Origin of the sequence: Microcystis sp. LE19-41.2A (assembly GCF_027530405.1) — a bacterium.
In the GTDB taxonomy this organism is placed as follows: domain Bacteria; phylum Cyanobacteriota; class Cyanobacteriia; order Cyanobacteriales; family Microcystaceae; genus Microcystis; species Microcystis aeruginosa.
Genome location: NZ_JAPZQJ010000215.1, coordinates 1 through 22,649, shown reverse-complemented (window position 1 = coordinate 22,649; position 22,649 = coordinate 1). Strand labels below are relative to the sequence as shown.

Below are 22,649 nucleotides of genomic sequence, written 5' to 3'. Positions count from 1 at the left end.
AACGAAAAGTGAAATTTTTAACCTACAAAGAAAGTAACCAACTTCAGAAACTTCTCATCAGTAATGCAGTCCTGCAAACCGTTGATGAGGCAACATCTCAAAAACCGCTGAGAGGTAAGATGAAAGCCACGACAGCATCTCTGGCCTCTCAGCCTATCGCCTGTGGCTGTTAGGTAGTGTCTAGCTAGTGACCAACTTCCAGGCTGAGACTGTTCTGGGGAGCCGCCCGCGCTCTGATCAGAGCCGGCAGATAGGAAACGGTTTCATCCCCCAAACAGCGGGACAGCAAATATTGCCAGAAAGAAACCCCCAGCTTGCGGCAAGTCTTTTTCAGTCCCGTAAAGGTATCGCGGGCTCGACGACCATCGTCATCGCGGGTTCCGCCGCTAATTTTGCGCCGAGTAACATACTCTCGAATGTCAGACTCAGCAGCATTGGTATGTAGCGGCACTTGCGGCGCGTCTAGCACTCGCAGTAACTCCTGTTTGTAGGTACAGAACTGTTGGAGAGCCAGATTCAGACCGTAGTGTTCGGGGTAGCGCCGCCCGAAAATCTCATCAAAGCGTCGGTCTAAACGCTCCCTTTCCCCTGGAGTAGGCTGCTGTTGATAAGCCTTCAGTTCTTGATAATAGTCCCACAAGTCTGAGGTGACTTCGGCGATGTCTTGGCGATGTTGTGCCGTGGCTCCGGGTAGGCGACGGATGCCTCGTTCCATGTGGACCCAACAAAGAGCATGAACCAAGATGGCAAACTGTCTGGCTCCATCACTCAGAACAACGAGTTCTGGGGAAACTCCCCCTTCGATGGCACTGCCCAACAGAGCCGCCTCAGTCACCAGTTTCACCGCCGTGGTGCTGGTGATGCCTAAGCTCTCTAGGTATTGGCTCCACTCTTCGTCCCCATGACTGATGACCTGAGAGGAAAATTTGAGTTTAGCCAAGTGGGAGGCAGCTAGTTGATGCTCCTCAAGATAGCTACGGGAGTATTCATTGAGCACAAAGTCCTCCTGGGTACCTCTCAACATCCGCAAATAGTTTTCTCGACTCTTGCTGTTGCTACTGCTGAAGTAGGCGAACAGGTCGTTGCCGATGACGGTGCAAAACCCATTTTTTCCTTGATGTCTGGCTCCCGTATCATCGGTGTGGATATACTCGGCTGTCTCCAACCCCACCTGAAAGACTTGCTCCTGTTCTCGGTGAAAGGACTCTTTATTCTCGATTAGGATGCGGTTGACTTGACCTGCTGAAATATCGATTCCTAGTTCCCTGAGCTCCTCGAGGATGAGGGTCTGGGGCACTCGACACTGGTGGTGCTGATAGAGGGTGAAGGAAATTAAGGTCGGTCCATAGTGACCCTGATATTCGGGAGGTAACTTTCCCACGATAGTTTTTCCCTCTGGGGTGACATATTCGGCCAGCAGGAAGCGAATGTTGTGCCGTTGGATGATTAAATCTTGTACGTCGTATTCTCGGTAGCCATTGAAGGTCGCTCCTTCTGGTAGCTCCTCCGGTTCGATGAGCCGCTCTTCATCTGGGACAAAGCTGGTCTTTTTACTCCTTTTCTCGGAACCGGCTCGTTTCTCCCCCTCTTTTGGGGTCTTTTTTTCTTGGTTGAGCGTACTGGGCTTGATTTTAGGCCGGCTCTTCAGTTTCTTGGCTGCTTTAAGTTCCTCGTCGAGGCCCTTGACTTGCTTTTCGAGTCGCGCTACCTTCCTCTCTAGGTCAGCTATAGTTTTTTCCTGGTTCTCAATCACCTGTTTTTGCTCGGCCACCAGGTTCAGCAACCAGTTGACCAAGGGAGTGCGTTCGGTTTCAGGGCTCTCGATGGGAAGAAGCATATCCTTAGTTAAAGCAGATTTTCTTCCTCAGTGCAACCTAAGTCGATGCTTTCTCACGAGTGCGGGTTCATTTTCTAGGTTGACTTCGGCTTCCTTACCAGCATTTATTGAGATGTTGCTTGATGAGGACTTTCGCCGCGCCTTGTTCACCAACTGCGGACTAGGCAAATACTGTAGTCTAATTCCGTTAGATAAACCTCCCTTTCAATTTGTAATTATCCTGTGCCAAAAACTCTCAGAAGTTTACATTACTGTTGATAGTTCACAAAGATTAGGATTGGTCGTTTTATTAGAATATATCAGCCAAATCGATTTAAACTTATCCAATGACGACAAAAATTTCATCAACTATGTCATTACCAAATGGGAACAACAGCAGAAAGCCAGCACTCAGAAACCACAAGGAAGCCAAATCTCTAGCCTACTCACTCAAGGACGCGAAGAATCAACTACTTCAGTACAACAAAGCATCAAAATTGACAGAGGTTTAATTATCAACTATAATCTAGACAAAATGATAGGAGACTTTAGACAACAAGTGGGATATGAAGGCGCTTTTGTCTTTGCTGTTGCGGGTGAATTTGTGATTCTAGAGCAATATATTATCGAACGCATACGGCGAGAATTGAAACAGAAAACTGGACGGAAGAATGAACGATTAGAAATCAGCCTCTACCGAGATAGTATAGCCACTTCTGCCGACATTAAAAGTAAGTTTTTGGAAAAACATCAACTTGAATGTTTTACTGATTTATTTAAAATTCAATATAATTCTGACCTTGTGCTGATCATTTGGAATTATGACATTCCTCCCAAAATTATCAAGTCCCTGTCCCAAGATTTTTGGACAGATACCCATTCCTCTATTGATCCTTACTTAACAGGAAAGAGCCGTTGTTTCGTGATTCTTTGGGCAAATCTTCAGGGAAAACGGATCCTGACGGGATTTCCTGCTTTACCAACTCCCAAACGGTTCGAGCCTGATGACCTCTTGCCTTGGTTTCGCGGTCAACTCCAAATTTTAGGAATTGAGGAGAAGGGAATTGAAAACTACCTAAAGCGATTGGAAAGCCAATATGGTAATTTAATAGGAACTTACCAGGAAATGAACCAAATCGTCCGCGAACTACAAGGTAGTTCTAAACTGTATGGATGACCTTGAAAAACGACAATACACGGGTGAGGGCAAATGTCCCTACCAACCGCTTACTGATGCTTGGCGGGAACCTGAACCTTACGTTGCCTCCCAAACCCTAACCAATGCCGTCAATACTGCCCTTTATTTGCGCCGTCCCCTGTTGCTGGAAGGAGACGCTGGCTGTGGCAAGACGCGACTCGCCTATGCAGTGGCTTATGAACTAGGTTATCCTCTCCATTCCTGCTACATCCGTTCCACCAGTCGGGCGCAGGATTTGCTCTACGACTATGATGCCTTGGGGCGGCTGTACGACATTCAGGAGCAAAAAGTATGGGAAAATCGAGCGGAACCTGAGCTTAGTAAGCAACAGAAAGTCAAAAGTAGCGATCGCCAGCCATCCCCCTCACTGAATCAATTTCCCTTGCGGCAAAAGTACGTTACTCTAGGAGAGTTGGGAAGGGCGATTGAACAGTCAGAAAAGGACATCCCCTCGGTGGTGCTGATTGATGAGATTGACAAGGCGGACATCGATTTTCCTAATGACTTGCTGCTGGAGTTAGATCGGTTGCAATTTCAGGTAAAAGAAGTACCTCAGATGCGCTTTGATGCTCTCAAAGGCAAGATGAGGAAGGAAAGGCGGCCATTTTTGCCCCTGATTATCGTCACCAGCAATCGCGAGAAGGAACTGCCCAAACCGTTTTTGCGCCGTTGTTTGTATTACTACATCGAGTTTCCAGAACAAGCGACGCTGAGGAATATCCTCCAACCCACATTCCGCACCCTAAGTGTCACAACGTCTCAAAAGAGGAAGATGCCTGAGTCAAAATACTTATCTAGAGGAGTGAGTTGGCGGCAAGCTGCCACCAACTAAGCCGAAAATTTCAGGGTTCCTCCGATCATTCTCAATAAACAGTGCTTATTGAGAATAAACGGGCAATCAGACTTAACATCTAGGGGGAGATGTTCCAGTTGCTCGCTTTGTTTTGTGGTTCTTCGTTACTTGGTATGGTTCGATCAGGGGGCATAAATAGGCTAAATCCTTATCTGGCAAGAGACTTAATTGATTAGCTCGTTCTAGATTGAAAACAATTGGCACAAATCGAAGCAATGTCTTTCTATATAAGGGTTTCATCCCTTATAACTCCCGTCCATTGCATAACACAAACCGAAGAACCATAATCTCCTGACTCCTGACTCCTGACTACTGACTCCTGACTACTGACGACCGGCTACTGACGACCGGCTCCTGTCTCCTGACTCCTAACACCCTAGTCATTCGGGGACTGAGGAGAGATTTTCAAAGAGGAAATGGCCCCTTCTTCTATCGGGGTTTCTGATGTATTCCTTTCCCCATCGAGAGAAGGGGTTTTTTTGCCGCCAGAACCGCCACTTTTCGGGGGTTTCGAGGAGAGGAATCGGGCCTCGAACTGTTTGATCAGCACATACAACACCGGGACAAGAAATAAACTCAACACCGTGGAAATCAGATAACCGCCTAGGATTGCAGTTCCCAGGGACCAACGACTCATCGCCCCGGCGCCGGAAGCGATAACCAAGGGCAAGAAACCGACTAAACCGGAAATAGCCGTCATCAGAATCGGTCTTAAGCGTTCCGTCGAGGCCCGGGCTGCCGCATCGGGAATACTTAAACCCAAAGTACGGGACTGGTTAGCGAATTCCACGATCAAGATGGCATTTTTGGCCGCTAAACCGATCAACATGACCAAAGCCACCTGAGCATAGATATTATTATTCACCGCCGGGAACAGACTACCCACTTGTAGGAAATTCGCCCGCAACAGTAAGGCCCCCATAGCCCCTAGGATCGCTAGGGGAACGGTAATCATGATGATAATCGGGTCGATGTAGCTTTCGTACTGGGCCGCAAGGACGAGGAAAACCACGATAAAGGCTAATCCGAAGATAACTGGGGCAGCCCCGGCGGAAGTTTTTTCTTGGAAAGCTGTACCCGTCCAAGCGTAACCGAAACCGGGCTGCAGGACTTTCCGACAAACATCTTCCATCACTGCGATCGCCTGTCCCGTACTAAAACCGGGGGCGGGACTACCCTGAACGTTAATCGAGGGATAGAGGTTAAAGTTAGTGATAATCGGTGGATAGGTGAAGCGTTTGACGCTAACCAAACCCGATAGGGGAATATTGGCCCCGGTACGGGAACGGACGTAAAGACGGTTAATATCTTCAGGATTAGAGCGATAATCCGCTTCTGCTTGGGCAAAGACTCGATACAAGCGATCGCCTAAGACGAATTGGTTGACGAAGTTGGAACCGAGATAGGTTTGCAGGGTACCGAAAACGGCCTGCATATCGACGTTTTGCGCCTGTAGCTGGTTGCGATTGATGGAAAGTTCCAGCATCGGCGTGTCGGTGGTAAATTGGGTGAAAATTCCCGATAATTCCGGTCTTGTTCGGGCCTCGGCCATGACGTTATTAGCGTTGGCAATCAAAGCGTCCATGGGGAAAGAAGCGCGGTTTTGGATAAATAACTCGAAACCGCCGGTAGAACTTAATCCATCCACGGGGGGCGCATTAACGGCGAAAGCGCGAGCATCTGGGACTTTAGTGGCTAATTGTTGGTTAATTTTCCGCAGAACCCCGAAAACCGACTTATCTTCGCCGGGCCGTTCCGACCATTCTTTTAACTTGACAAAAAATAGCCCTTGGTTGCTACCACTTCCAGCAAAACTAAAGCCCGCCATACCGACAAAGTGTTCGATTTCTTCGATACCGTCGAGAATTTCTTCGTTAATCTGACGGATAACCTGGTCGGTGTAGCGCAGGGAAACCCCGGGGGGTGCTTGCACCAAAACGAAGGCATAACCTTGGTCTTCTTCGGGGATAAAACCCTGGGGAGTGGTGCTATAACTCCAAGCTGTGAGAAAGAGGGCGGCGATAAAGAAGGGTAACACTAAAAAACGGATGCGGATCAGAAATTCGATCGAGCGTCGATAGCCCTCTTTAACTGCGTTGAAACCCCGATTAAAGCCCTCGAAAAACAGTCCCAAGGGGCCGCGGGTGCCTTGGGGCGGTTTCATGATAATCGCCGACATGGTGGGGGAAAAACTGAGGGCGTTAAAGGTGGAGATGATAATTGAAGCGGAGATGATGACGGCAAATTGTCGATAAACGATCCCCACCGTACCGGGGAAGAAGGTGACGGGAATAAAAACTGCCAGCAGTACAAGAGAACTGGCGATCACCGCCGAGGTTAACTCACCCATGGCATCGAGGGCAGCTTGAAATGGCCGCATTCCCTGCCGTAATTTTTCCGATACCGCTTCTACGATCACGATGCCGTCGTCCACCACTAAACCGGTGGCTAGAATGACGGCAAACAAGGAGAGGTTATTGAGAGAATAGCCTAAAGCCAGGGCGACGGCCATGGTTCCGATCAAAGATACGGGAATAGCGATCGCCGGAATGATCGTGGTGCGCCAATCCTGAAGGAAGATAAAAATGACGAGAATAACCAGTAAAATCGCCTCCACCAGAGTGCCAAAGGCTTCTTCTAGGGAAGCGGCGACAAAGGCGGTATTATCGAGGGTAATGGCGATATTTAACCCCGGGGGGAAACTTGGTTCTAGTTCCGCCATTTTTTCTTTTACCAGTTTGGCAGTATTCCAAGCGTTGGAACCGGGTAACTGATAGACGATATAGACAACGGCGGGGGATTTGTCGAAATAGGCGGCGGTACTGTAGCTTTCGGCTCCGATTTCTGCGCGTCCTACGTCTTTAATTCGGATTAAATCGCCATTTTCCCCGACTTTGACGACAATATTTTCCGCTTCCTCCCCGGTGGCCACCCTACCAACGGCGCGAATGGCGATCTGGAATTGCTGCTCTTCGGGACTAGGATCACCGCCAATTGTCCCCGCACCCACCTGAATATTCTGTTCTCGGATCGCCTGTACTACTTGTTCCGCCGATACACCCCTAGCGGCTAAAGCATCGGGATTAAGCCAAAAACGTAGGGCGTATTCCCTCTCCCCGATGATTGTTGTACTACCAACCCCCTCGATCCGGCGAATCTCGGCATCGATGACCCGATCGACAAAGTTACTTAAAAAGACCGTATCGTAGGGATAATTGCCCTTTTCGTCTGGTTTGGCGGAAATCCCGTAGGCAAGGGTAACGCTGGGGGATTGGGTATTAGTTGTCACCCCCTGCCGGTTCACTTCTTCAGGTAAACTAGCGGCGGCGGTACTGACACGGTTTTGTACCAAGACTTGGGCAATGTTACGATCCATTTCCACCGGGAAAAAGACATTCACCGTACTTTGTCCAGTGTTGGTACTCTGGGACTGCATATAAACAATCTGTTCTGTCCCGTTAATCTGGCGATCGAGTACCGTGGTAACGTTATCCTGTACGGTTTTGGCATCGGTTCCCAAATAGTTGGCATTTACCGCTACCTGAATAAATGCCAACTGGGGCAGTTTTTCTAGGGGTAAAAAGGGAACAGCGATCGCTCCGATCAAAACGATTAAAATCGAGCAAACTGTGGTCAGAACGGGTCTTTTAATGAAGGTATCGGCAATACTAAGGATCATAGGGCGTTACTGGTTCATCTTTTCTAGGATAGTTGCGGCAGTGGGAGATTTACGAGTCAGATAATTAAATATTAATAGTTTAAAGATTGTATCTAGGATAACGGGAACCGTGGCCACAAACAAGCTAATAAATGTAATATTCTCGCGCCAACCAAAGTGCCGGAACAAAGTTTCTAAGATTACCGTCCAACCCTCCGCCGAGTGAAACCCGACAAATATATCGGTAAAGAGAATAAAGATAAAGGCTTTGGTTATATCATTTAAGCTGAGAAAATAACGACTAACATAAGCTCGCGTAATTGCCAATTGTTGACGACCAAAAATTAAGATCGCAATAAAGGCTATTAATCCAGTTATATCGGAGAGTAAGTTTTTCCAACCATCTTGACTTTCATAACCCGCTTCTTTAAATAATTCCTCCACCTGTTCCCGAAAAGTTTCTTCTGATTCATGCCCTGCTTTTACTACTCCTAAAACCTGCTTGATTTCTTTAATTTCTTGAAGTCGAGCAAATTCCCTGAGATATTTTTCGCCAATTTCCTGAGAAATATAAACTTCTGATATTTTCGCTCTATCCACACCAAAATAGTTTAAAACAGGGCTAAAAATAAAGTTCCTACTAATAACCTGCACCAAGAGAGGAACTAAAATAATAATCAGGATAAAACGAATAGCAATACGTTGCTGTTGTCGCAGGGTACGGAGTTGTTTAATAACGGTTTGTTCGTATTCGGGGGTTAATTCTTGCTGGAAGTTAAAAAATTTATTACCAGTGGCAGGAGAAATTGTCTGGTTAGTTTTATCTCTGGAGCTATCATCGGTGAGATTGGTATTAGACAGATTTGGGGTTTGATTATTCGGTAATGGGGGCAGCAATTCCCCTAAGTCTAGGCGATATTTACCGATAATATCCTCGATCGCCTTTAAAGTCTCTAGGATGTTATTATTTTCTGGGTTAGTTTGCGGATTGATAAAATTACCCAGACGCACTTGAGTTAAATCGAGACGTATCTGTAATAATTCTCGCTCTAGGGTACTTTGAAAGTAATCATAAACACTTTTTCCTCCCACAGCAGCCGGGGAAATTTTTTGTCCCCCAAAATGTTTATCTTCGATCGCTTTAATTTTGAGCGCTCTCTGATAAGCTGATTCTAAGGCCCCTAAAGAGCGTTTTTCTACCCATTGATTAACTCGATTCCAAGGCACGGCTATAATCCTCGCTTTTCTGTCATCACAATCACCACGGTAAGCTATCAGCGTTGGCTAGATATCTACTTTCGAGAAATATCCATAATATTACATTTTGAGCGCAGGTGATGCACTCCCACCATTGCTGAAATACAACGTTTCTCATCAAGATAAAGTGTAACCTAATTTGTTATCAACGACCGATGACCGACTCCCTAAAACGAAAACTTCCTAGCTCACCATTAGGATAACTGCTCTAATTAAAGTTAGCAATAATTTTTAGATATTGAATGTTCCTCTATAAACAAACTGTAAGCATTTCTAAAAACCTCTGGAGTAAATCTATTAGCCTGTTGCCGACAATTTTCTGGATCAATTTTATCACCGTGATCGACAAAATATTTGACCGCTTCCAGCAAGGATTGGGGATTTTGTTCCCGAAAAAGTAATCCTGTTCCCTGGGGAGAATTTTCCCGCAGCTCTCGCACGGTTTCTAAAGCACCTCCGGCAGCAAATGCAATCACGGGAGTACCACAAGCTTGCGCTTCCACTAAAGCAATACCAAAATCCTCACAAGCAGCATAAATAAACGCTTTTGCTTTCGACATATATTCTGCTACTATTCGATCAGAAACCGCACCTAAAATCTGAATATTATCCTTAGCTAACTGACGAATTAAAGCCATTTGTGGACCATCTCCAATAACCACTAGGGGTAATCCCAATTGATTAAATGCTTCCACGATTAAAGGGACTTTTTTATAACTAACCAAACGAGAGACTACTAAATAAAAATCTTCTTTTTTCTCTTGGTAGGGAAAACGCTCGATTTGTACGGGAGGATAAATAACTTTTGCCTCCCGTCGATAACAGCGCCAAATTCGTCTAGCGGTGTGGTGGGAATTAGCTAGAAAATAGTCCACACGATTAGCAGAAATCACATCCCACTGACGCAAACCATGCAAAAGATAACGGGTGAAAATACCGGGTAATCCCTGTCCTAACTTACTATTAGCCAGATAGTCAAAAGTTAAATCCCAAGCATAACGCATCGGACTGTGACAGTAACAAATATGAACCTGATCCGGTCGAATTAAAACCCCTTTAGCCACACAATGGGAGGAGGATAAAATTACATCATAATCCTCTAAATTTAACTGCTCGATCGCTAGGGGAAGAAAAGGTAAGTATTTTTGGACGCCATTTCTCGCTTTCGGGAAATTTTGCAGAAAAGTTGTCCCGATCGAGCGACCATAGAGATAACTATCGGGATTAGTGGACTCAAAATCGATCAAAGCGTATAAATCCGCCTCTAGACATTGTAAAATCTCCTTAACCACTAATTCCGATCCCCCCGTCGCTTTTGGGGTTAACCACTCGTGAACCAGAGCATACTTCATAGGATAATCAATAATCTCAGCGGTAATTATAGCAGTAAGGGATCAGCAGTTTAAGAGTTCGCTTTCTGGCTTTCCCTTCCCCAAAATTACCGACACATACCCGATCACGGTAGAAACCCCTAGGAAGAAATTATTAAATTTTTCAAGAAAAATTGCAAAGTTTAGTAAAAATTACTAGCAAGATCAGATGAGCGACTCCATAATGGGGATCAAGGAGAAAACAGGTTTAAATCGATTGGGATCAAGAAAAACTAGCTTGATATACAGAAGATAACTAATTAATGAGGTTTGCTATGATCACCCGGCAACAAGTGCGCTGTCCTAATTGTGGAAATTTTGCCGAAAGACAGCATATTTTAGAACACCATCTCGTTAGCACCGCCTGTTCTCACTGTGATTATCTGTTGGTTAGTTGCAGTCTCACGGGAAATGTACTAGAGTGCTATGCACCCGGTATTGGTTTAAGAAATTAACACTGCCCCCTAGGCAGATCGAAAATGTCTTGTCAAAATTAGAGTGGAGAAGACAAAATCAAGGAGCTAAGTAGCTATGGGGGGTAATTTCTTCAAGGGAGCGATCGCCTTGGGGGTAATAGCGGGGATTATGGGATTTACCAATCCCCCCCAAGAACTTTACAGCGAATACGCCGCCGAAAAACTCCTCGCTCATGCCGACAAAATCGCTTGCGAGAAAATCAGTCTCTGTGGCTCGATCGATTCTTTGCCGGTGGCAGCCAGAAATGTGATCAAAAATCAAATCTTAAAACCAGCGATCGAAACCTCTAGTCAACGGCAAAATCTAGGTGTGTTCAGTATTTACACCACAGAAGTACCGGGGGTAGCTAAAATTAGAACTCTTGGCGCTTTTGGGCATTTCTTGACTTTCTCGGAGACTTAGGTGAGATTACTGCCAGCTTAAATAATAGACCTCTTGTAAAAATCAAAAATTGTTGTTAGGGTTAGGAGTCAGTAGTCAGGAGAATTAAGAAGGAATAATAATCAGTTAAATGGTCTATTTAGGGCTGGCTGAATAAATCTTAAAACCTTGTTGGGTAAGACTTTTAGACCTTTTGTCAATCAAAAAGTACCGGCGACGGAAGTGATTGGGGGGAAAATCCCTGGACTTTTCCCCTGAAAATTAGGTAATTGACCCCCTCAAAATCGGTAAAAACCTACACCCCACACCCTGTCCCCACGAAAAACTTTTTCAGCCAACCCTAAGTACACTGGCAAAATTTACCCTTTTTTTGTTCAGGTTGGTTAAAAATTTAGCAATAATAAACCCAAAAAAAAGAGAGCTTGCGCTCTCCTTCTTGGTTATTTGCTAATTTTACTAACTGGCGACAATATATTCCTTGACGTTGGCCCGGCGACGGCGTAAATGAGCTAGGGCCTGGTGTTCTAATTGTCGCACCCGTTCCCGACTGATGTTCATTCTCTGACCGATTTTGGCTAGGGATAACTCCTTGCCATCGGTTAAACCGAAACGGAGAGTAATCACTTCCCGTTGTTGGGGGGTTAATTCGGCCAGGAGATTGGCTAAGTCTTGCCGTAATAACTCTTGGGTGATGAAGGTATCGGGAGAAACTCCGCTATCTTCTAATAGTTCCGACAATTCCGTATCTTGGTTATCGCCGACGCGCACATCAAGGGAGATGGGTTGACGAGCCATACTGAGATATTCGCGGATTTGAGCGGGTTCTAGCTCTAATTCTAGGGCAATCTCGGCGGGAGTGGCACTTCTGCCCAGTTTTTGGGCGAGTTCGCGCTGGGTTCTTTTGATTTTATTCAGTTTTTCGGTGATATGGATGGGTAAACGAATGGTGCGGGCCTGTTGAGCGATCGCACGGGTAATCGCTTGTCGAATCCACCAGTAGGCATAGGTAGAAAATTTATAACCTTTGGTGGGATCAAATTTCTCTACACCCCTTTCTAATCCCAGACTACCCTCTTGAATTAGATCTAGGAATTCCATGTTCCGCTTTTGATATTTTTTGGCGATCGCAACTACCAAGCGGAGGTTAGCTTCAATCATTTTCCGTTTAGCTCGATCGCCGGTTTTCAAGGCGCGATCCAGTTCATTTTCGCTTAAATTCACCGAATCCGCCCACTCCAAGCGCTGTGGTTCCCGTCCTAATTGCTTCGATAGTGCTTCTTTCGCTTCTAACAGGCTCATCATCCGTTGGACTTGTTTGCCGTAAATAATTTCTTGTTCGTGAGTTAGGAGGGGAACTCGCCCAATTTCGTGCAGATAGGTACGCACCATATCGGCATTGAGGGTGGGCTGTGATTGAGTTTGGTTGGTTTTTGCGGTGGGCATTGGTTTGGTGGTGACTCCTTGACACAGAAAAAGTCTGTTACTATTCCGACTCGCGGGTGAGTCTGGCTTATCTGAAGTCGGTATGAGTTTGATCGGAATTTCTTTGATTGTATCCTGCGCTTTTAGACGCGGGCAATCCCCTAAAGGTTCAAAGTTAATTCATTCTTTGGTATGATGTTAAGTTTATGCTTTTTTCTCAACATCCAGAACAAAAGTATTATAGTGTAGGACTATCAACTACAATCGCTTGTTTTTGGGTCGCTTTTTCCTGAATCCTCGGCAGTGCCGCTGATACTGTTAGGTAAGATTACAAAACAAAAAGGTGATTTTCCCGATTAGCCGTCAACAATCTAGCTGAATTCCGACCCTTTCGCCCTCAGCCTTGAGAGGAAGACTAACAGCCGAGAACCGACTTCTATATATATAATGACCGATCAACACCAGCAAAGAGAGACACAATCATTGCGGATTCCCGAACTATTTTCTGTAGTATTTGCTACAAAATTTTAAATTTTTTTCCGATTGAGAATCGGAAAAAATTGTCAAAAAAATTAGGATTGCTAGGAGGGTAATAACTATCATAGAAACAGCAGGGCGGAGATCGGGATAAATTATCTTTGAAACCAAGCTCGATCGCAATCTCCACAATGCCGTTCTGTGAAACTCCTGAACAATGAGGACTTACTATGACTAAAACCGTCGTTATCGATCCCGTCACCCGGATCGAAGGCCATGCCAAGATCTCGATTTTCCTTGACGATGGGGGGGAAGTGGATGACGTGCGTTTTCATGTGGTCGAGTATCGTGGTTTTGAGAAATTCTGCGAGGGACGGCCGATGTGGGAGATGGCGGGAATTACTGCCCGGATTTGCGGCATTTGCCCCGTTAGTCACCTGCTTTGTGCCGCCAAAACCGGCGATAAAATTCTAGCGGTGCAAATCCCCCCTGCGGGTGAAAAACTGCGGCGCTTGATGAATTTGGGACAATTAACCCAATCCCATGCTTTAAGCTTTTTCCATCTTAGCAGTCCCGATTTTCTGCTTGGTTGGGAAAGTGACCCGGCTAAACGGAATATTTTCGGTTTAATCGCCGCCGATCCTGACCTAGCGCGAGCGGGCATCCGTTTACGTCAATTTGGACAGAAAGTTATTGAACTTTTGGGAGCAAAAAAAATTCACCCCGCTTGGTCCGTCCCGGGAGGTGTGCGTTCTCCCCTGAGCGAAGAAGGGCGACAATGGATTAAAGAACGACTGCCGGAGTCTAAAGCGACTCTTTACACGGCCTTAAACCTGTTTAAAGGACTTCTAGACAATTTAACCACAGAAATCGCCGCTTTTGGTAATTTCCCTTCCCTGTTTATGGGATTGGTCGGTAAACGGGACGAGTGGGAACACTACGGCGGTCATATTCGTTTTACCGATAGTCAAGGCAATATTGTGGCCGATAACCTCAGCGAAGACAATTATCGCGATTATATCGGCGAATCAGTAGAAAAATGGTCTTATTTAAAGTTTCCCTACTATAAACCCCTCGGTTATCCCAACGGTATCTATCGGGTTGGTCCGTTGGCGCGCTTAAATGTTTGTTCCCATTTTGGCACGGAGGGGGCGGATATCGAGTTACGGGAATATCGCCATCGGGTCGGTGGTGTAGCCACCTCTTCTTTTTACTATCATTATGCCCGATTAGTGGAGATTTTAGGCTGTTTAGAGCGTATCGAACTTTTAATCGACGATCCCGATATAGTTTCTCCACGCTGTCGCGCCGAAGCAGGAATTAATAATCTGCAAGGGGTGGGAGTTAGTGAAGCGCCCCGGGGTACTTTATTCCATGATTATAAAGTGGATGAGAATGGTTTGATTGAAACGGTGAATTTGATTATTGCCACGGGTAATAATAATTTGGCCATGAATCAAACGGTGAAACAAATCGCCCAACATTATATCCATGGTGGCGAAATTCCCGAAGCGATGTTAAACCGGGTGGAAGCGGGTATTCGTTGCTATGATCCCTGTTTAAGTTGTTCCACTCACGCTATGGGACAAATGCCGCTACAGCTAGAGTTAGTTAATGCAGCCGGTGAGGTGATCAATACTCGACAAAGGGGTTAATTATCTAAGTTGTTGGGGGGTTAGGAAATAGGGCAAATTTCTCCTATAATACCTGACCCCATTTTACTATTTTTACGGCCAAGATTCTAGCTAAGAATTTCTAGGTTTTGATAAAGAATTTCTATCGGACAAGAAAAGTTAATACAGTTAATAGTGATTAAATCTCCCGCGTGATAAATATGGGGAATCCAGAGGTTATTAGATTGACGTTGATATTGTTCAATTAGGACTTGTTTTTGCTCGATCAGCAGATATTCCTGTAATTCGGGGATAGTTTGATAATCGGCAAATTTATCGCCTCTATCAAAGGCTGCCGTGGAGTCGGATAAAACCTCGATAATCACTCGCGGATGCAGGATAAAATCTTCCTGGGAAACTCGATCCCGTTGGTCACAAGTAATGGCAAAATCGGGATAATAGAAGATATTTAAGCTAGGGAGACGCACTTTCATATCGGTAGCGTAGGCAAGACAACCACTACCCCGTAAATGATTAATTAATTGGGCCGAAAGATTACCTGTGATGATAACATGGGCTTTACTGGCCCCCGCCATCGCCAAGATTTGCCCTTGTATATATTCATGTTTAATGGGACTAATTTTCTCTATTTCCAGATAGTCTTTTGGAGTAAAATAAGCGTGACTTTTACCGGCTGTCATGGTGTTTACCTCGCTCATTGTTAGTTTTCTAACGGACAATTAAGTAGCTGGTTATAATTAAATTAAAAATGGATTTTAGGTTCGATCCCCCCTTAATCCCCCCTTAATAAGGGGGGCATCTGATAATTTTTAACGCCTACCTACTTAAGCCAAATAACTGAGTCTAAATCAGTCTTATTGCCTTCAGTAATTAGCTTTCGTATCAGTTCAATATAATGAAAATTACTCTCGAATAAAACAAAACGTCTATCTAAAGAAGCGGCCGCTAGTCCCACGGTTCCTGAACCGGCAAAGGGATCTAAAACCACATCACCTTTAAAAGAGTAATAGGTAATCACTTTTTCTGCCAATTCTACAGGAAAAGCGGCGGGATGTTTTGAGTTAGTGACTGGGTTAATTTTCCAGACATTAGTGCGTTCATAACCATCGGCAATTTTTGAGGCTTTTACTACTTCTTGATCGGGATGATTACGAATATGCCAATCGATGAGTAGATCCGTGTGTTTACGATAGACTAAAACGTATTCAGTCACTGGCACAGTTTTGTATTGGAGAGGATTGCGATCGGCGGCAAATCTGCGGCCTCTACCAGTTGCCCACCCTGCTCCCTCTGGTTTTAGCCAAATAATATCATCAATAAAATCGTAACCTTCCTCAACAAAAATTCGATGTAAATCAAAGGGGACAGCAATACGTTTAGAAGCTTGATTACGGGAAGCACGACGCAACAGCACGGGAGAAATATTAATGACAAAAAAACGTCCTTCACTCAAAACTCGATGGCATTTTCTGATCACCTGTCGCAGCTTCAATAGATAGGTTTCGTATTCTTCAAATTCTGAATATTCCGGACGAGCATTAAAATAGGGTGGTGAGGTAAAGATTAAATCAACACTTTCTGCGGGCATTTCCTCTAAAAGTTCGCCACAATCACCAAATCCGATGGTATTTCTCAGAGAGGAAAGCTTATATTCTTTTTTGGTTTTCTTGCGGTTTTCTAATTTAGATTCATCCTGTTTTAACAGACGAGCGATAATAATTTCAGTCCGGGTTGTCCTATCGGCTAAAATTTCGGTGGTGTAAGCATCGATCACCACTTCCCCAACGGTTTTTTTCTGGTCATTACATAGAGGAATTCGCCAAATATGATATCTGTCATCCACTTCTGGTAAACCTAATTTAATCGCATTAACTAAATTTATTTCTCGCAACCAATTAAGGACAATTTCTTTAGCTTCTGCCACCGTGCGAAGCAGATAACCGCGCTTGTCCGATACCAGTTCTTTTTCCATGGCATTACTCTAGTTCTCTCTAGAATTCTAGCTGATCATTATCCAAAAAACTAGGAGAGTCTCAAGATAGAAATTGGCCACCCTTTAAAAATTCCACATTTCTAAGACTTTTCCCGTAATTGTTTGATTTAACCAGAAAGTATTATGACTGAGGGAGTGAAGATTATTTGCCGTTACTTTCCAGCTTGCTTGGGGATGAAAAAGAATTGCTTCTGCGGGATTACCGGGGTTGAGAGATGCCGGTTTTTGTTGTAAACAATGACAGGGATTGAGACTAAGCGCTTGCCATAATTGTAAAGCTGATAATTGTCCGGTTATTACTAATTTTTCCCAGAGTAGCGGTAAAGCTAATTCTAACCCGATCGCGCCGGGGGGTGCTTCTGCAAAAGAGACGGTTTTTTCTTCGTAGGTATAGGGACGATGATCGATCGCGATTGCATCGATAATTCCCTCCTTAATTGCCGCAATTAACGCCTTGCGATCGCTTTCGTTGCCCAAGGGGGGAGCGAGGTGTAAACTGGGATGATAGCTGGCGATCGATCCTGTATTTAAGAGCAGATGCAACCACGTCACACTAGCGGTTATCGGCAATCCCCGCATTTTTGCCTCGCGAATTAATTCCACTCCTCGACGGGTAGAAATTCGCATTAGGTGAACAGGTGTATTAATTTCGCCGACGATTTCTAAAATTGTGGCTAAAGCAGTGGTTTCGGAAATAGCAGGATCTCCGGGTAAACCGAAGCGAATCGAGGTTTCTCCCTCACGCATGACTCCATTACCCTTTAATTGCTGATTTACGGGGGAAAGGGCGATATTTTTACCGAAGGGTTTTAGGTATTCCAATAAGCGCCGCAACAGTCCCAAATCTTCCAGACTGCGATTATCGGTAAAACCCACCGCTACAGGCATTAAATCGGCTAATTCCGTCATTTTTTGCCCTTGTCTTCCTAGGGTGAGACTTGCCCAAAAATGCAGACGAGTCGATTTTGAGTCAAAAAACTCTTGACTTTTTTGCTGTAATGTGCTAATGATTGCGGGGTGATCGAGGGGGGGGAGAGTATTGGGGAGAATTGCCAACCGGGTGCAGCCTCCGGCCGTGGCAGCTTGGATCAGAGATGCAAGGGTTTCTCTGTCCTCGTGGCCGGGTTCCCCAGAATGACTGTAGAGATCGACTAATCCGGGGGCAAAAATACAGTTTTGACCAGAAATATAGTTACTATTTTCTCTTGGGGGAAGCTGAGATTCGATCGCTTTAATTACCCCCTTCTCAATCCAGACATCGGCAATGCGATCGGTTTGTGTCAGGGGGTCAAGAACTCTAACCTGTTCTATAATCGTCGAGGATTGGCTATTCACGCAGACTAATTAAAACGTCATTTTTTCCTTTGGCAGTATATCACGTTAAGTAAAAAGTAAAAAAGCTGAGTTGTCGGTTAGGTTAGGGGACGATAAGTTAGAATATTGATCAACTACGGTTTTAATCTTTATTTTAATTGGCTAGTCCACCCTAGAGAGAATTGATAGCCGAATCATGCAGTTAAGTGGGTGGGTGGAATTAAATATAAGATGAACGTAGGTTGGGTTGAAGCATGAAACCCAACGCCCGCTCATGTTACACTACCGCTAACCCATCCTACAAATAATTGTGCCTCCCTACTTAGAACTTTTCGATTCTAATAATTTAGAAGAATTTAATCGGGGAACCCCGCGATTAGTTTCCTTTCGAGATTTAGTACCAGAAATCACCAGCACCAGTTATCTAACCCACGGCATCTATTATTATCCTGCCAAATTTATTCCCCAAGTGGTGAGATTCTGTCTTGATAACTACACGAAAAAGGATGATTGGATTATCGATCCTTTTGCTGGTTCGGGTACGGTGGGTTTAGAAGCTAAACTTTGTCAAAGAAATGCGGTTTTAACTGATCTTAATTATCTTTTAAACCATATTATACCGATTAAGATCACAGAACACCAAGAACCATTGAGTTACTCAGAGTTAGATAAAAAAATCTTAGAAGTTTTTGCCAACGAGGATAAATTTATCCCTCAGTGGTCAAATTTAAACTATTGGTATCCAGAGGAGATTTTAGCAGTTTTACAGAAACTTTGGGCTGGTCAAAAAAGTCTAGAACCTGATTTGTATTCCCAGATTATTCAAGCGGTTTTAGTGAAAGTTAGTAAACAGTTTTCCTATGCAGAACATACCAAACCTAAATTATTTCAATCGAAATACAAAAAATCAGATATACAGGAACTATTACAAAGAAATTGGCAAGAGGAATTAAAACGAACGATTAAAGAGATGAGTTTTGAAACTTTAACCAGCGTCAATCAATATATTACCGTAACTTGGCGCAATTATAATCAGGTGCTTTTTTATGGAGGAGTAGATAGTGCCACTTTTGAGATCGATCAAAATCTAGAGTTAGATTGTTTAATTAGTTCACCCCCCTATCTGCAAGCACAGGAATATATCAGAACAGCAAAACTAGATTTATATTGGTTAGGATATACAGAAAAAGAAGTGCAAAAAATCTCTAAGCTAGAAATTCCCTACCGACAGGCTACCAGATTAATCGAAACCGAAACCTTAAATCAAGTGAGATCAAGTTTAGAGAAAGAGAATTTACATAAAATACTCGATTCCTATTTTTGTCACACTATCAACGCTTTAGAAAATGCCACCAGAAAATTAAAACAAGCTGGGAAAGCTTGCATTTTTGTGGGTAATCCGAAAGTGGATGGGGTGGAAGTAGAAACTTGGCGAATATTAGGGGAATATTTTCAGGAAAATGGCTTTATTTTTGATACCGTCTTTGAGGATAGAATTAAAACCAGACAATTATTCAAATCTCGCAAGAATAAAAATCCTGATGGCATGAAATCTGAATATTTACTAATCTTAGAAAAAAGGTAAATTTTTATTGCTTATGTATCCCAAATATTCCCTATTTCATAAATATTTGAACTGTCTGGAATCCTTACCTAATTTTCAGGAAAATATTGAAGATAAACCCTATATATCTGGTCAATTACTGGCTGAAGTAAAGTTAATTATTAAGACAGATTATGCTACCGTTAATTATGTTTGTGAACTTAAAACAAGATTAAATCATGATCTATCTTAATCGGTGATATAATATTTCGTAAGCTTGGGTCAAAGATTACCATGAAATCAAAGACTTTTACTAATGATCGGGGGTTTATTTAGCTTAATTGTTTAGGAATTGATAGCAAGTAATCTTGAATTTATTGATGTGGATGGTAGTAATTACAAAGGCAGAACGCTCGCAATGTTTGATAATATTTGTAAATTTATCGCCGAAAACTTCTCCGATGATCTAGCCACTTGGTTATTGGGTTCTCCCCTCTCCTTAACCGTCCTCGACCCGACGGAATTACAATTAGACCCCATTCGTGCCGATTCTCTGATTTTTTTGCAGTCAGAGGAATTAATTCTTCATACCGAGTTTCAAACCGACCCCGACTCCAAGATTCCTTTCCGAATGCTCGATTATCGGATTCGCGTCTATCGTCGTCATCCCCAAAAACAAATGCGTCAAGTGGTAATTTATCTGCGACGCAGTGATTCCCCCCTAGTGCAAGAAAATACTTTCCGTCTGGGGGAAACCTTTCATTCCTTTCAAGTCATCCGTCTTTGGGAAGAAAATACACCACAATTTTTCCATCATCCCGGTTTATTACCCTTTGCCATCCTCAGCAATACCGATGATCCAGAACAGGTGTTAAGTCTGGTGTCCCGTTCTCTAGAAACTATCTCTCAAAAACAGGTGCAAAGCAATCTCGCCGCCGCTACCAGTATTCTCGCTGGGTTAGTATTAAATCGAGAGACGATTAAAAAAATCCTTCGGAGTGACATTATGAGAGAATCCGTCATCTATCAAGATATTTTAGAGGAAGGCAGAGAGGAAGGCCGAGAGGAAGGCCGAGAGGAAGGCCGAGAGGAAGGCCGAGAGGAAGGCCGAGAGGAAGGCAAAGAGGAGGGTAAAGAAGAAAAAGCTCGACAAATTGCCCTAAAAATGCTATCTGCTGGCTTTCCTATCCCAGAAATCGCCCAATTTACTGATTTATCCCCCGATGCGATCGAGCAATTACAAAGACAGCAGCACAATTAAAGCTTTTAACTGCAAAGGGTGGGGAATTAGGAAAATTTTAACTCATCTCCCCACTCCACACCGATTAACCACGTTTAGCGAGGCGACGCACCACTAAACCGCCCCCTAGTATGCCTAATCCGATAATACTAGAAGGTTCGGGCGTTCTGAATACCTGTACGCGATTGTTGGCCGTATCGGCTACATAGATATTACCACGGCTACCGACAGCGATACCGTAGGGGCTACTGAACTCACCGTTCCCCGTACCGAAGCTACCGAAAGTGGACTGGAAGACACCACTGGGGTTGAATACCTGTACGCGATCGTTGAACGTATCGGTTACATAGATATAACCGCTGCTATCGACAGCGATACCGTAGGGGCTTTCGAACTCACCGTTCCCCGAACCTTGGCTACCGAAAGCGAACTGGAAGACACCACGGTCGTCGAATACCTGTACGCGATTGTTGAACGTATCGGCTACATAGACATGACCACTGCTACCGACAGCGATACCGTAGGGGCTGGAGCTACCAAAAGCGAACTGGAAGACACCAGTGGAGTTGAATACCTGTACCCGATTGTTGCCCGTATCGGCTACATAGACATTACCACTGCTACCGACCGCGATAGCGTAGGGGCCTTGGAACTGACCGGTCCCCGTACCATTGGTACCGAAAGCGGAATGGAAGACACCACTAGAGTCGAATACCTGTACCCGATTGTTGTCCGTATCGGCTACATAGACATTACCACCTCTACTGACGGCGATACCGTAGGGGCTTCGGAACTGACCGGTCCCCGTACCGAAGCTACCGAAAGCGGACTGGAAGACACCACTAGAGTCAAATACCTGTACCCGATTGTTGCCCGTATCGGCTACATAGATATTACCACCTCTACCGGCGGCGATACCACGGGGGAGCATGAACTGACCGTTCCCCGAACCTTCGCTACCGAAAGCGAAGGAAAAACTGGCCGCAGTGGCACTGGTGGCGACACTAATACATCCGATCGCAGTGGCCGTGACCAGGGAAAAGGATTTCAGCAGAGCCTTTGATAAGCTACGCTTCTCCCGCCCCCCATGATTGATAACTTTAGATAGGGACATAAAACTTCAGAAAATCTGCTCCTAATGTACCCTTTCCTCTAGCAATTGTCAAGAAATTTCTGGGAAGATGTGACGAATTTGCCGATATCTATGGGATTTAGTCCATGAGTAGAATTGAATTTTGCCTATAATGTATTCTGCGCTACGATTCGCCTCGGCAACAGTTACGACAAATACAGGATGTCAACACCGGCGACCGAGGGTATCCTAGGAGAAACGGAAAGTAATCCCTGACGATGTTTGATAATATTTGTAAATTTATTGCCGAAAACTTCTCCGATGATCTAGCCACTTGGTTATTGGGTTCTCCCCTCTCCTTAACCGTCCTCGACCCGACAGAATTACAATTAGACCCCATTCGTGCCGATTCTTTGATTTTTTTGCAGTCAGAGCAACTAATTCTCCATACCGAATTTCAAACCGACCCCGACTCCAAGATTCCTTTCCGAATGCTCGATTATCGCATTTGCGTCTATCGTCGTCATCCCCAAAAACCAATGCGTCAAGTGGTAATTTATCTGCGACGCAGCGATTCTCCCCTAGTGCAAGAAAATACCTTCCGTCTGGGGGAAACCTTTCATTCTTTTCAAGTCATCCGTCTTTGGGAAGAAAATACACCACAATTTTTCCATCATCCCGGTTTATTACCCTTTGCCGTCCTCAGCAATACCGATGACCCCGAACAGGTGTTAAGTCAGGTGTCCCGTTCTCTAGAAACTATTTCCCAAAAACAGGTGCAAGGCAATCTCGCTGCCGCTACCAGTATTCTCGCCGGGTTAGTATTAAATCGAGAGACGATTAAAAAAATCCTTCGGAGTGACATTATGAGAGAATCCGTCATCTATCAAGATATTTTAGAGGAAGGCAGAGAGGAAGGCGAGGAAAAGGGACTACAAAAAGGA

The 22,649-nt window shown here is 44.5% G+C and carries 19 protein-coding genes; 10 read left to right on the top strand and 9 right to left on the bottom strand.

Annotated features, from left to right (window positions below; translation table 11 throughout):
* Positions 1-8: 8 nt before the first annotated feature.
* On the top strand, positions 9-173 hold the full coding sequence (locus tag O9290_RS09510; RefSeq protein WP_288086945.1) for a hypothetical protein: 165 nt from the start codon (positions 9-11) through the stop codon (positions 171-173).
* 11 nt (positions 174-184) lie between these two features.
* On the opposite strand, the gene O9290_RS09505 is transcribed toward O9290_RS09510, so the two are convergent.
* Positions 185-1,795, bottom strand: coding sequence for an IS66 family transposase (locus tag O9290_RS09505; RefSeq protein ID WP_288086942.1), 1,611 nt, complete (start codon positions 1,793-1,795; stop codon positions 185-187).
* Positions 1,796-1,916: 121 nt separating this feature from the next.
* On the opposite strand from O9290_RS09505, the gene O9290_RS09500 reads away from it, so the two are divergent.
* Together O9290_RS09500 and O9290_RS09495 are read left to right on the top strand one after the other, a co-directional pair.
* Positions 1,917-2,993 carry a hypothetical protein gene (locus O9290_RS09500; protein WP_288086939.1) on the top strand — a complete coding sequence of 359 codons (1,077 nt, stop codon included), beginning with the start codon at positions 1,917-1,919 and terminating at the stop codon, positions 2,991-2,993.
* Positions 2,986-3,846, top strand: a complete 861-nt coding sequence (locus O9290_RS09495; RefSeq protein WP_288086937.1) for an AAA family ATPase — start codon at positions 2,986-2,988, stop codon at positions 3,844-3,846. Before O9290_RS09500 ends, O9290_RS09495 begins: the two co-directional genes overlap by 8 nt.
* A gap of 397 nt (positions 3,847-4,243) precedes the next feature.
* Here the strand turns inward: O9290_RS09495 and O9290_RS09490 are convergent, their stop codons facing one another.
* The 3 genes from O9290_RS09490 to O9290_RS09480 all read right to left on the bottom strand — a co-directional run bounded on the left by O9290_RS09490 (position 4,244) and on the right by O9290_RS09480 (position 10,134).
* A complete protein-coding gene (locus O9290_RS09490; protein ID WP_288055936.1) occupies positions 4,244-7,546 on the bottom strand; it encodes an efflux RND transporter permease subunit in 3,303 nt (1,100 codons plus the stop codon).
* Between the two features lie 6 nt (positions 7,547-7,552).
* Positions 7,553-8,752, bottom strand: coding sequence for a hypothetical protein (locus O9290_RS09485; protein ID WP_288055934.1), 1,200 nt, complete (start codon positions 8,750-8,752; stop codon positions 7,553-7,555).
* 248 nt (positions 8,753-9,000) lie between these two features.
* Positions 9,001-10,134: a glycosyltransferase gene (locus tag O9290_RS09480; RefSeq protein WP_288055932.1), complete on the bottom strand. Its 1,134-nt coding sequence runs from the start codon at positions 10,132-10,134 to the stop codon at positions 9,001-9,003.
* A 293-nt stretch (positions 10,135-10,427) separates the two neighbouring features.
* Here O9290_RS09480 and O9290_RS09475 point away from each other — a divergent pair, with 293 nt between their 5' ends.
* Both O9290_RS09475 and O9290_RS09470 read left to right on the top strand, forming a co-directional pair.
* A complete protein-coding gene (locus O9290_RS09475; RefSeq protein WP_002762447.1) occupies positions 10,428-10,607 on the top strand; it encodes a hypothetical protein in 180 nt (59 codons plus the stop codon).
* Positions 10,608-10,683: 76 nt separating this feature from the next.
* Complete coding sequence (locus tag O9290_RS09470; protein WP_002762448.1) at positions 10,684-11,031, top strand: DUF4359 domain-containing protein; 348 nt, start codon at positions 10,684-10,686, stop codon at positions 11,029-11,031.
* Between the two features lie 435 nt (positions 11,032-11,466).
* Here O9290_RS09470 and O9290_RS09465 read toward each other — a convergent pair whose 3' ends face one another.
* Entirely contained in the window at positions 11,467-12,453 is a 987-nt protein-coding gene (locus O9290_RS09465) for an RNA polymerase sigma factor, RpoD/SigA family (RefSeq protein WP_002760224.1), read from the bottom strand.
* Between the two features lie 686 nt (positions 12,454-13,139).
* Between O9290_RS09465 and O9290_RS09460 the strand changes: the two genes are divergently transcribed.
* A complete protein-coding gene (locus tag O9290_RS09460) occupies positions 13,140-14,564 on the top strand; it encodes a Ni/Fe hydrogenase subunit alpha (RefSeq protein ID WP_002760226.1) in 1,425 nt (474 codons plus the stop codon).
* 86 nt (positions 14,565-14,650) lie between these two features.
* Here the strand turns inward: O9290_RS09460 and O9290_RS09455 are convergent, their stop codons facing one another.
* From O9290_RS09455 to O9290_RS09445, 3 genes are all read right to left on the bottom strand, one after another.
* Positions 14,651-15,223 (bottom strand): Uma2 family endonuclease, encoded by a 573-nt coding sequence (locus O9290_RS09455; protein ID WP_002760228.1) that lies wholly within the window; start codon positions 15,221-15,223, stop codon positions 14,651-14,653.
* Positions 15,224-15,363: 140 nt separating this feature from the next.
* A complete protein-coding gene (locus O9290_RS09450; protein ID WP_288054593.1) occupies positions 15,364-16,515 on the bottom strand; it encodes a DNA-methyltransferase in 1,152 nt (383 codons plus the stop codon).
* An 84-nt stretch (positions 16,516-16,599) separates the two neighbouring features.
* Complete coding sequence (locus O9290_RS09445; protein ID WP_288086934.1) at positions 16,600-17,871, bottom strand: dihydroorotase; 1,272 nt, start codon at positions 17,869-17,871, stop codon at positions 16,600-16,602.
* A gap of 289 nt (positions 17,872-18,160) precedes the next feature.
* On the opposite strand from O9290_RS09445, the gene O9290_RS09440 reads away from it, so the two are divergent.
* From O9290_RS09440 to O9290_RS09430, 3 genes are all read left to right on the top strand, one after another.
* On the top strand, positions 18,161-19,435 hold the full coding sequence (locus O9290_RS09440) for a DNA methyltransferase (RefSeq protein ID WP_288054596.1): 1,275 nt from the start codon (positions 18,161-18,163) through the stop codon (positions 19,433-19,435).
* A gap of 13 nt (positions 19,436-19,448) precedes the next feature.
* Positions 19,449-19,646 (top strand): hypothetical protein, encoded by a 198-nt coding sequence (locus tag O9290_RS09435; RefSeq protein ID WP_002760234.1) that lies wholly within the window; start codon positions 19,449-19,451, stop codon positions 19,644-19,646.
* A 165-nt stretch (positions 19,647-19,811) separates the two neighbouring features.
* Positions 19,812-20,654, top strand: a complete 843-nt coding sequence (locus tag O9290_RS09430) for an Rpn family recombination-promoting nuclease/putative transposase (protein ID WP_288054598.1) — start codon at positions 19,812-19,814, stop codon at positions 20,652-20,654.
* Between the two features lie 64 nt (positions 20,655-20,718).
* Here the strand turns inward: O9290_RS09430 and O9290_RS09425 are convergent, their stop codons facing one another.
* On the bottom strand, positions 20,719-21,747 hold the full coding sequence (locus tag O9290_RS09425) for a 6-bladed beta-propeller (protein ID WP_288057727.1): 1,029 nt from the start codon (positions 21,745-21,747) through the stop codon (positions 20,719-20,721).
* 236 nt (positions 21,748-21,983) lie between these two features.
* Between O9290_RS09425 and O9290_RS09420 the strand changes: the two genes are divergently transcribed.
* Positions 21,984-22,649: Rpn family recombination-promoting nuclease/putative transposase (locus O9290_RS09420; protein WP_288086932.1), on the top strand; the 666-nt coding region annotated here is incomplete at its 3' end.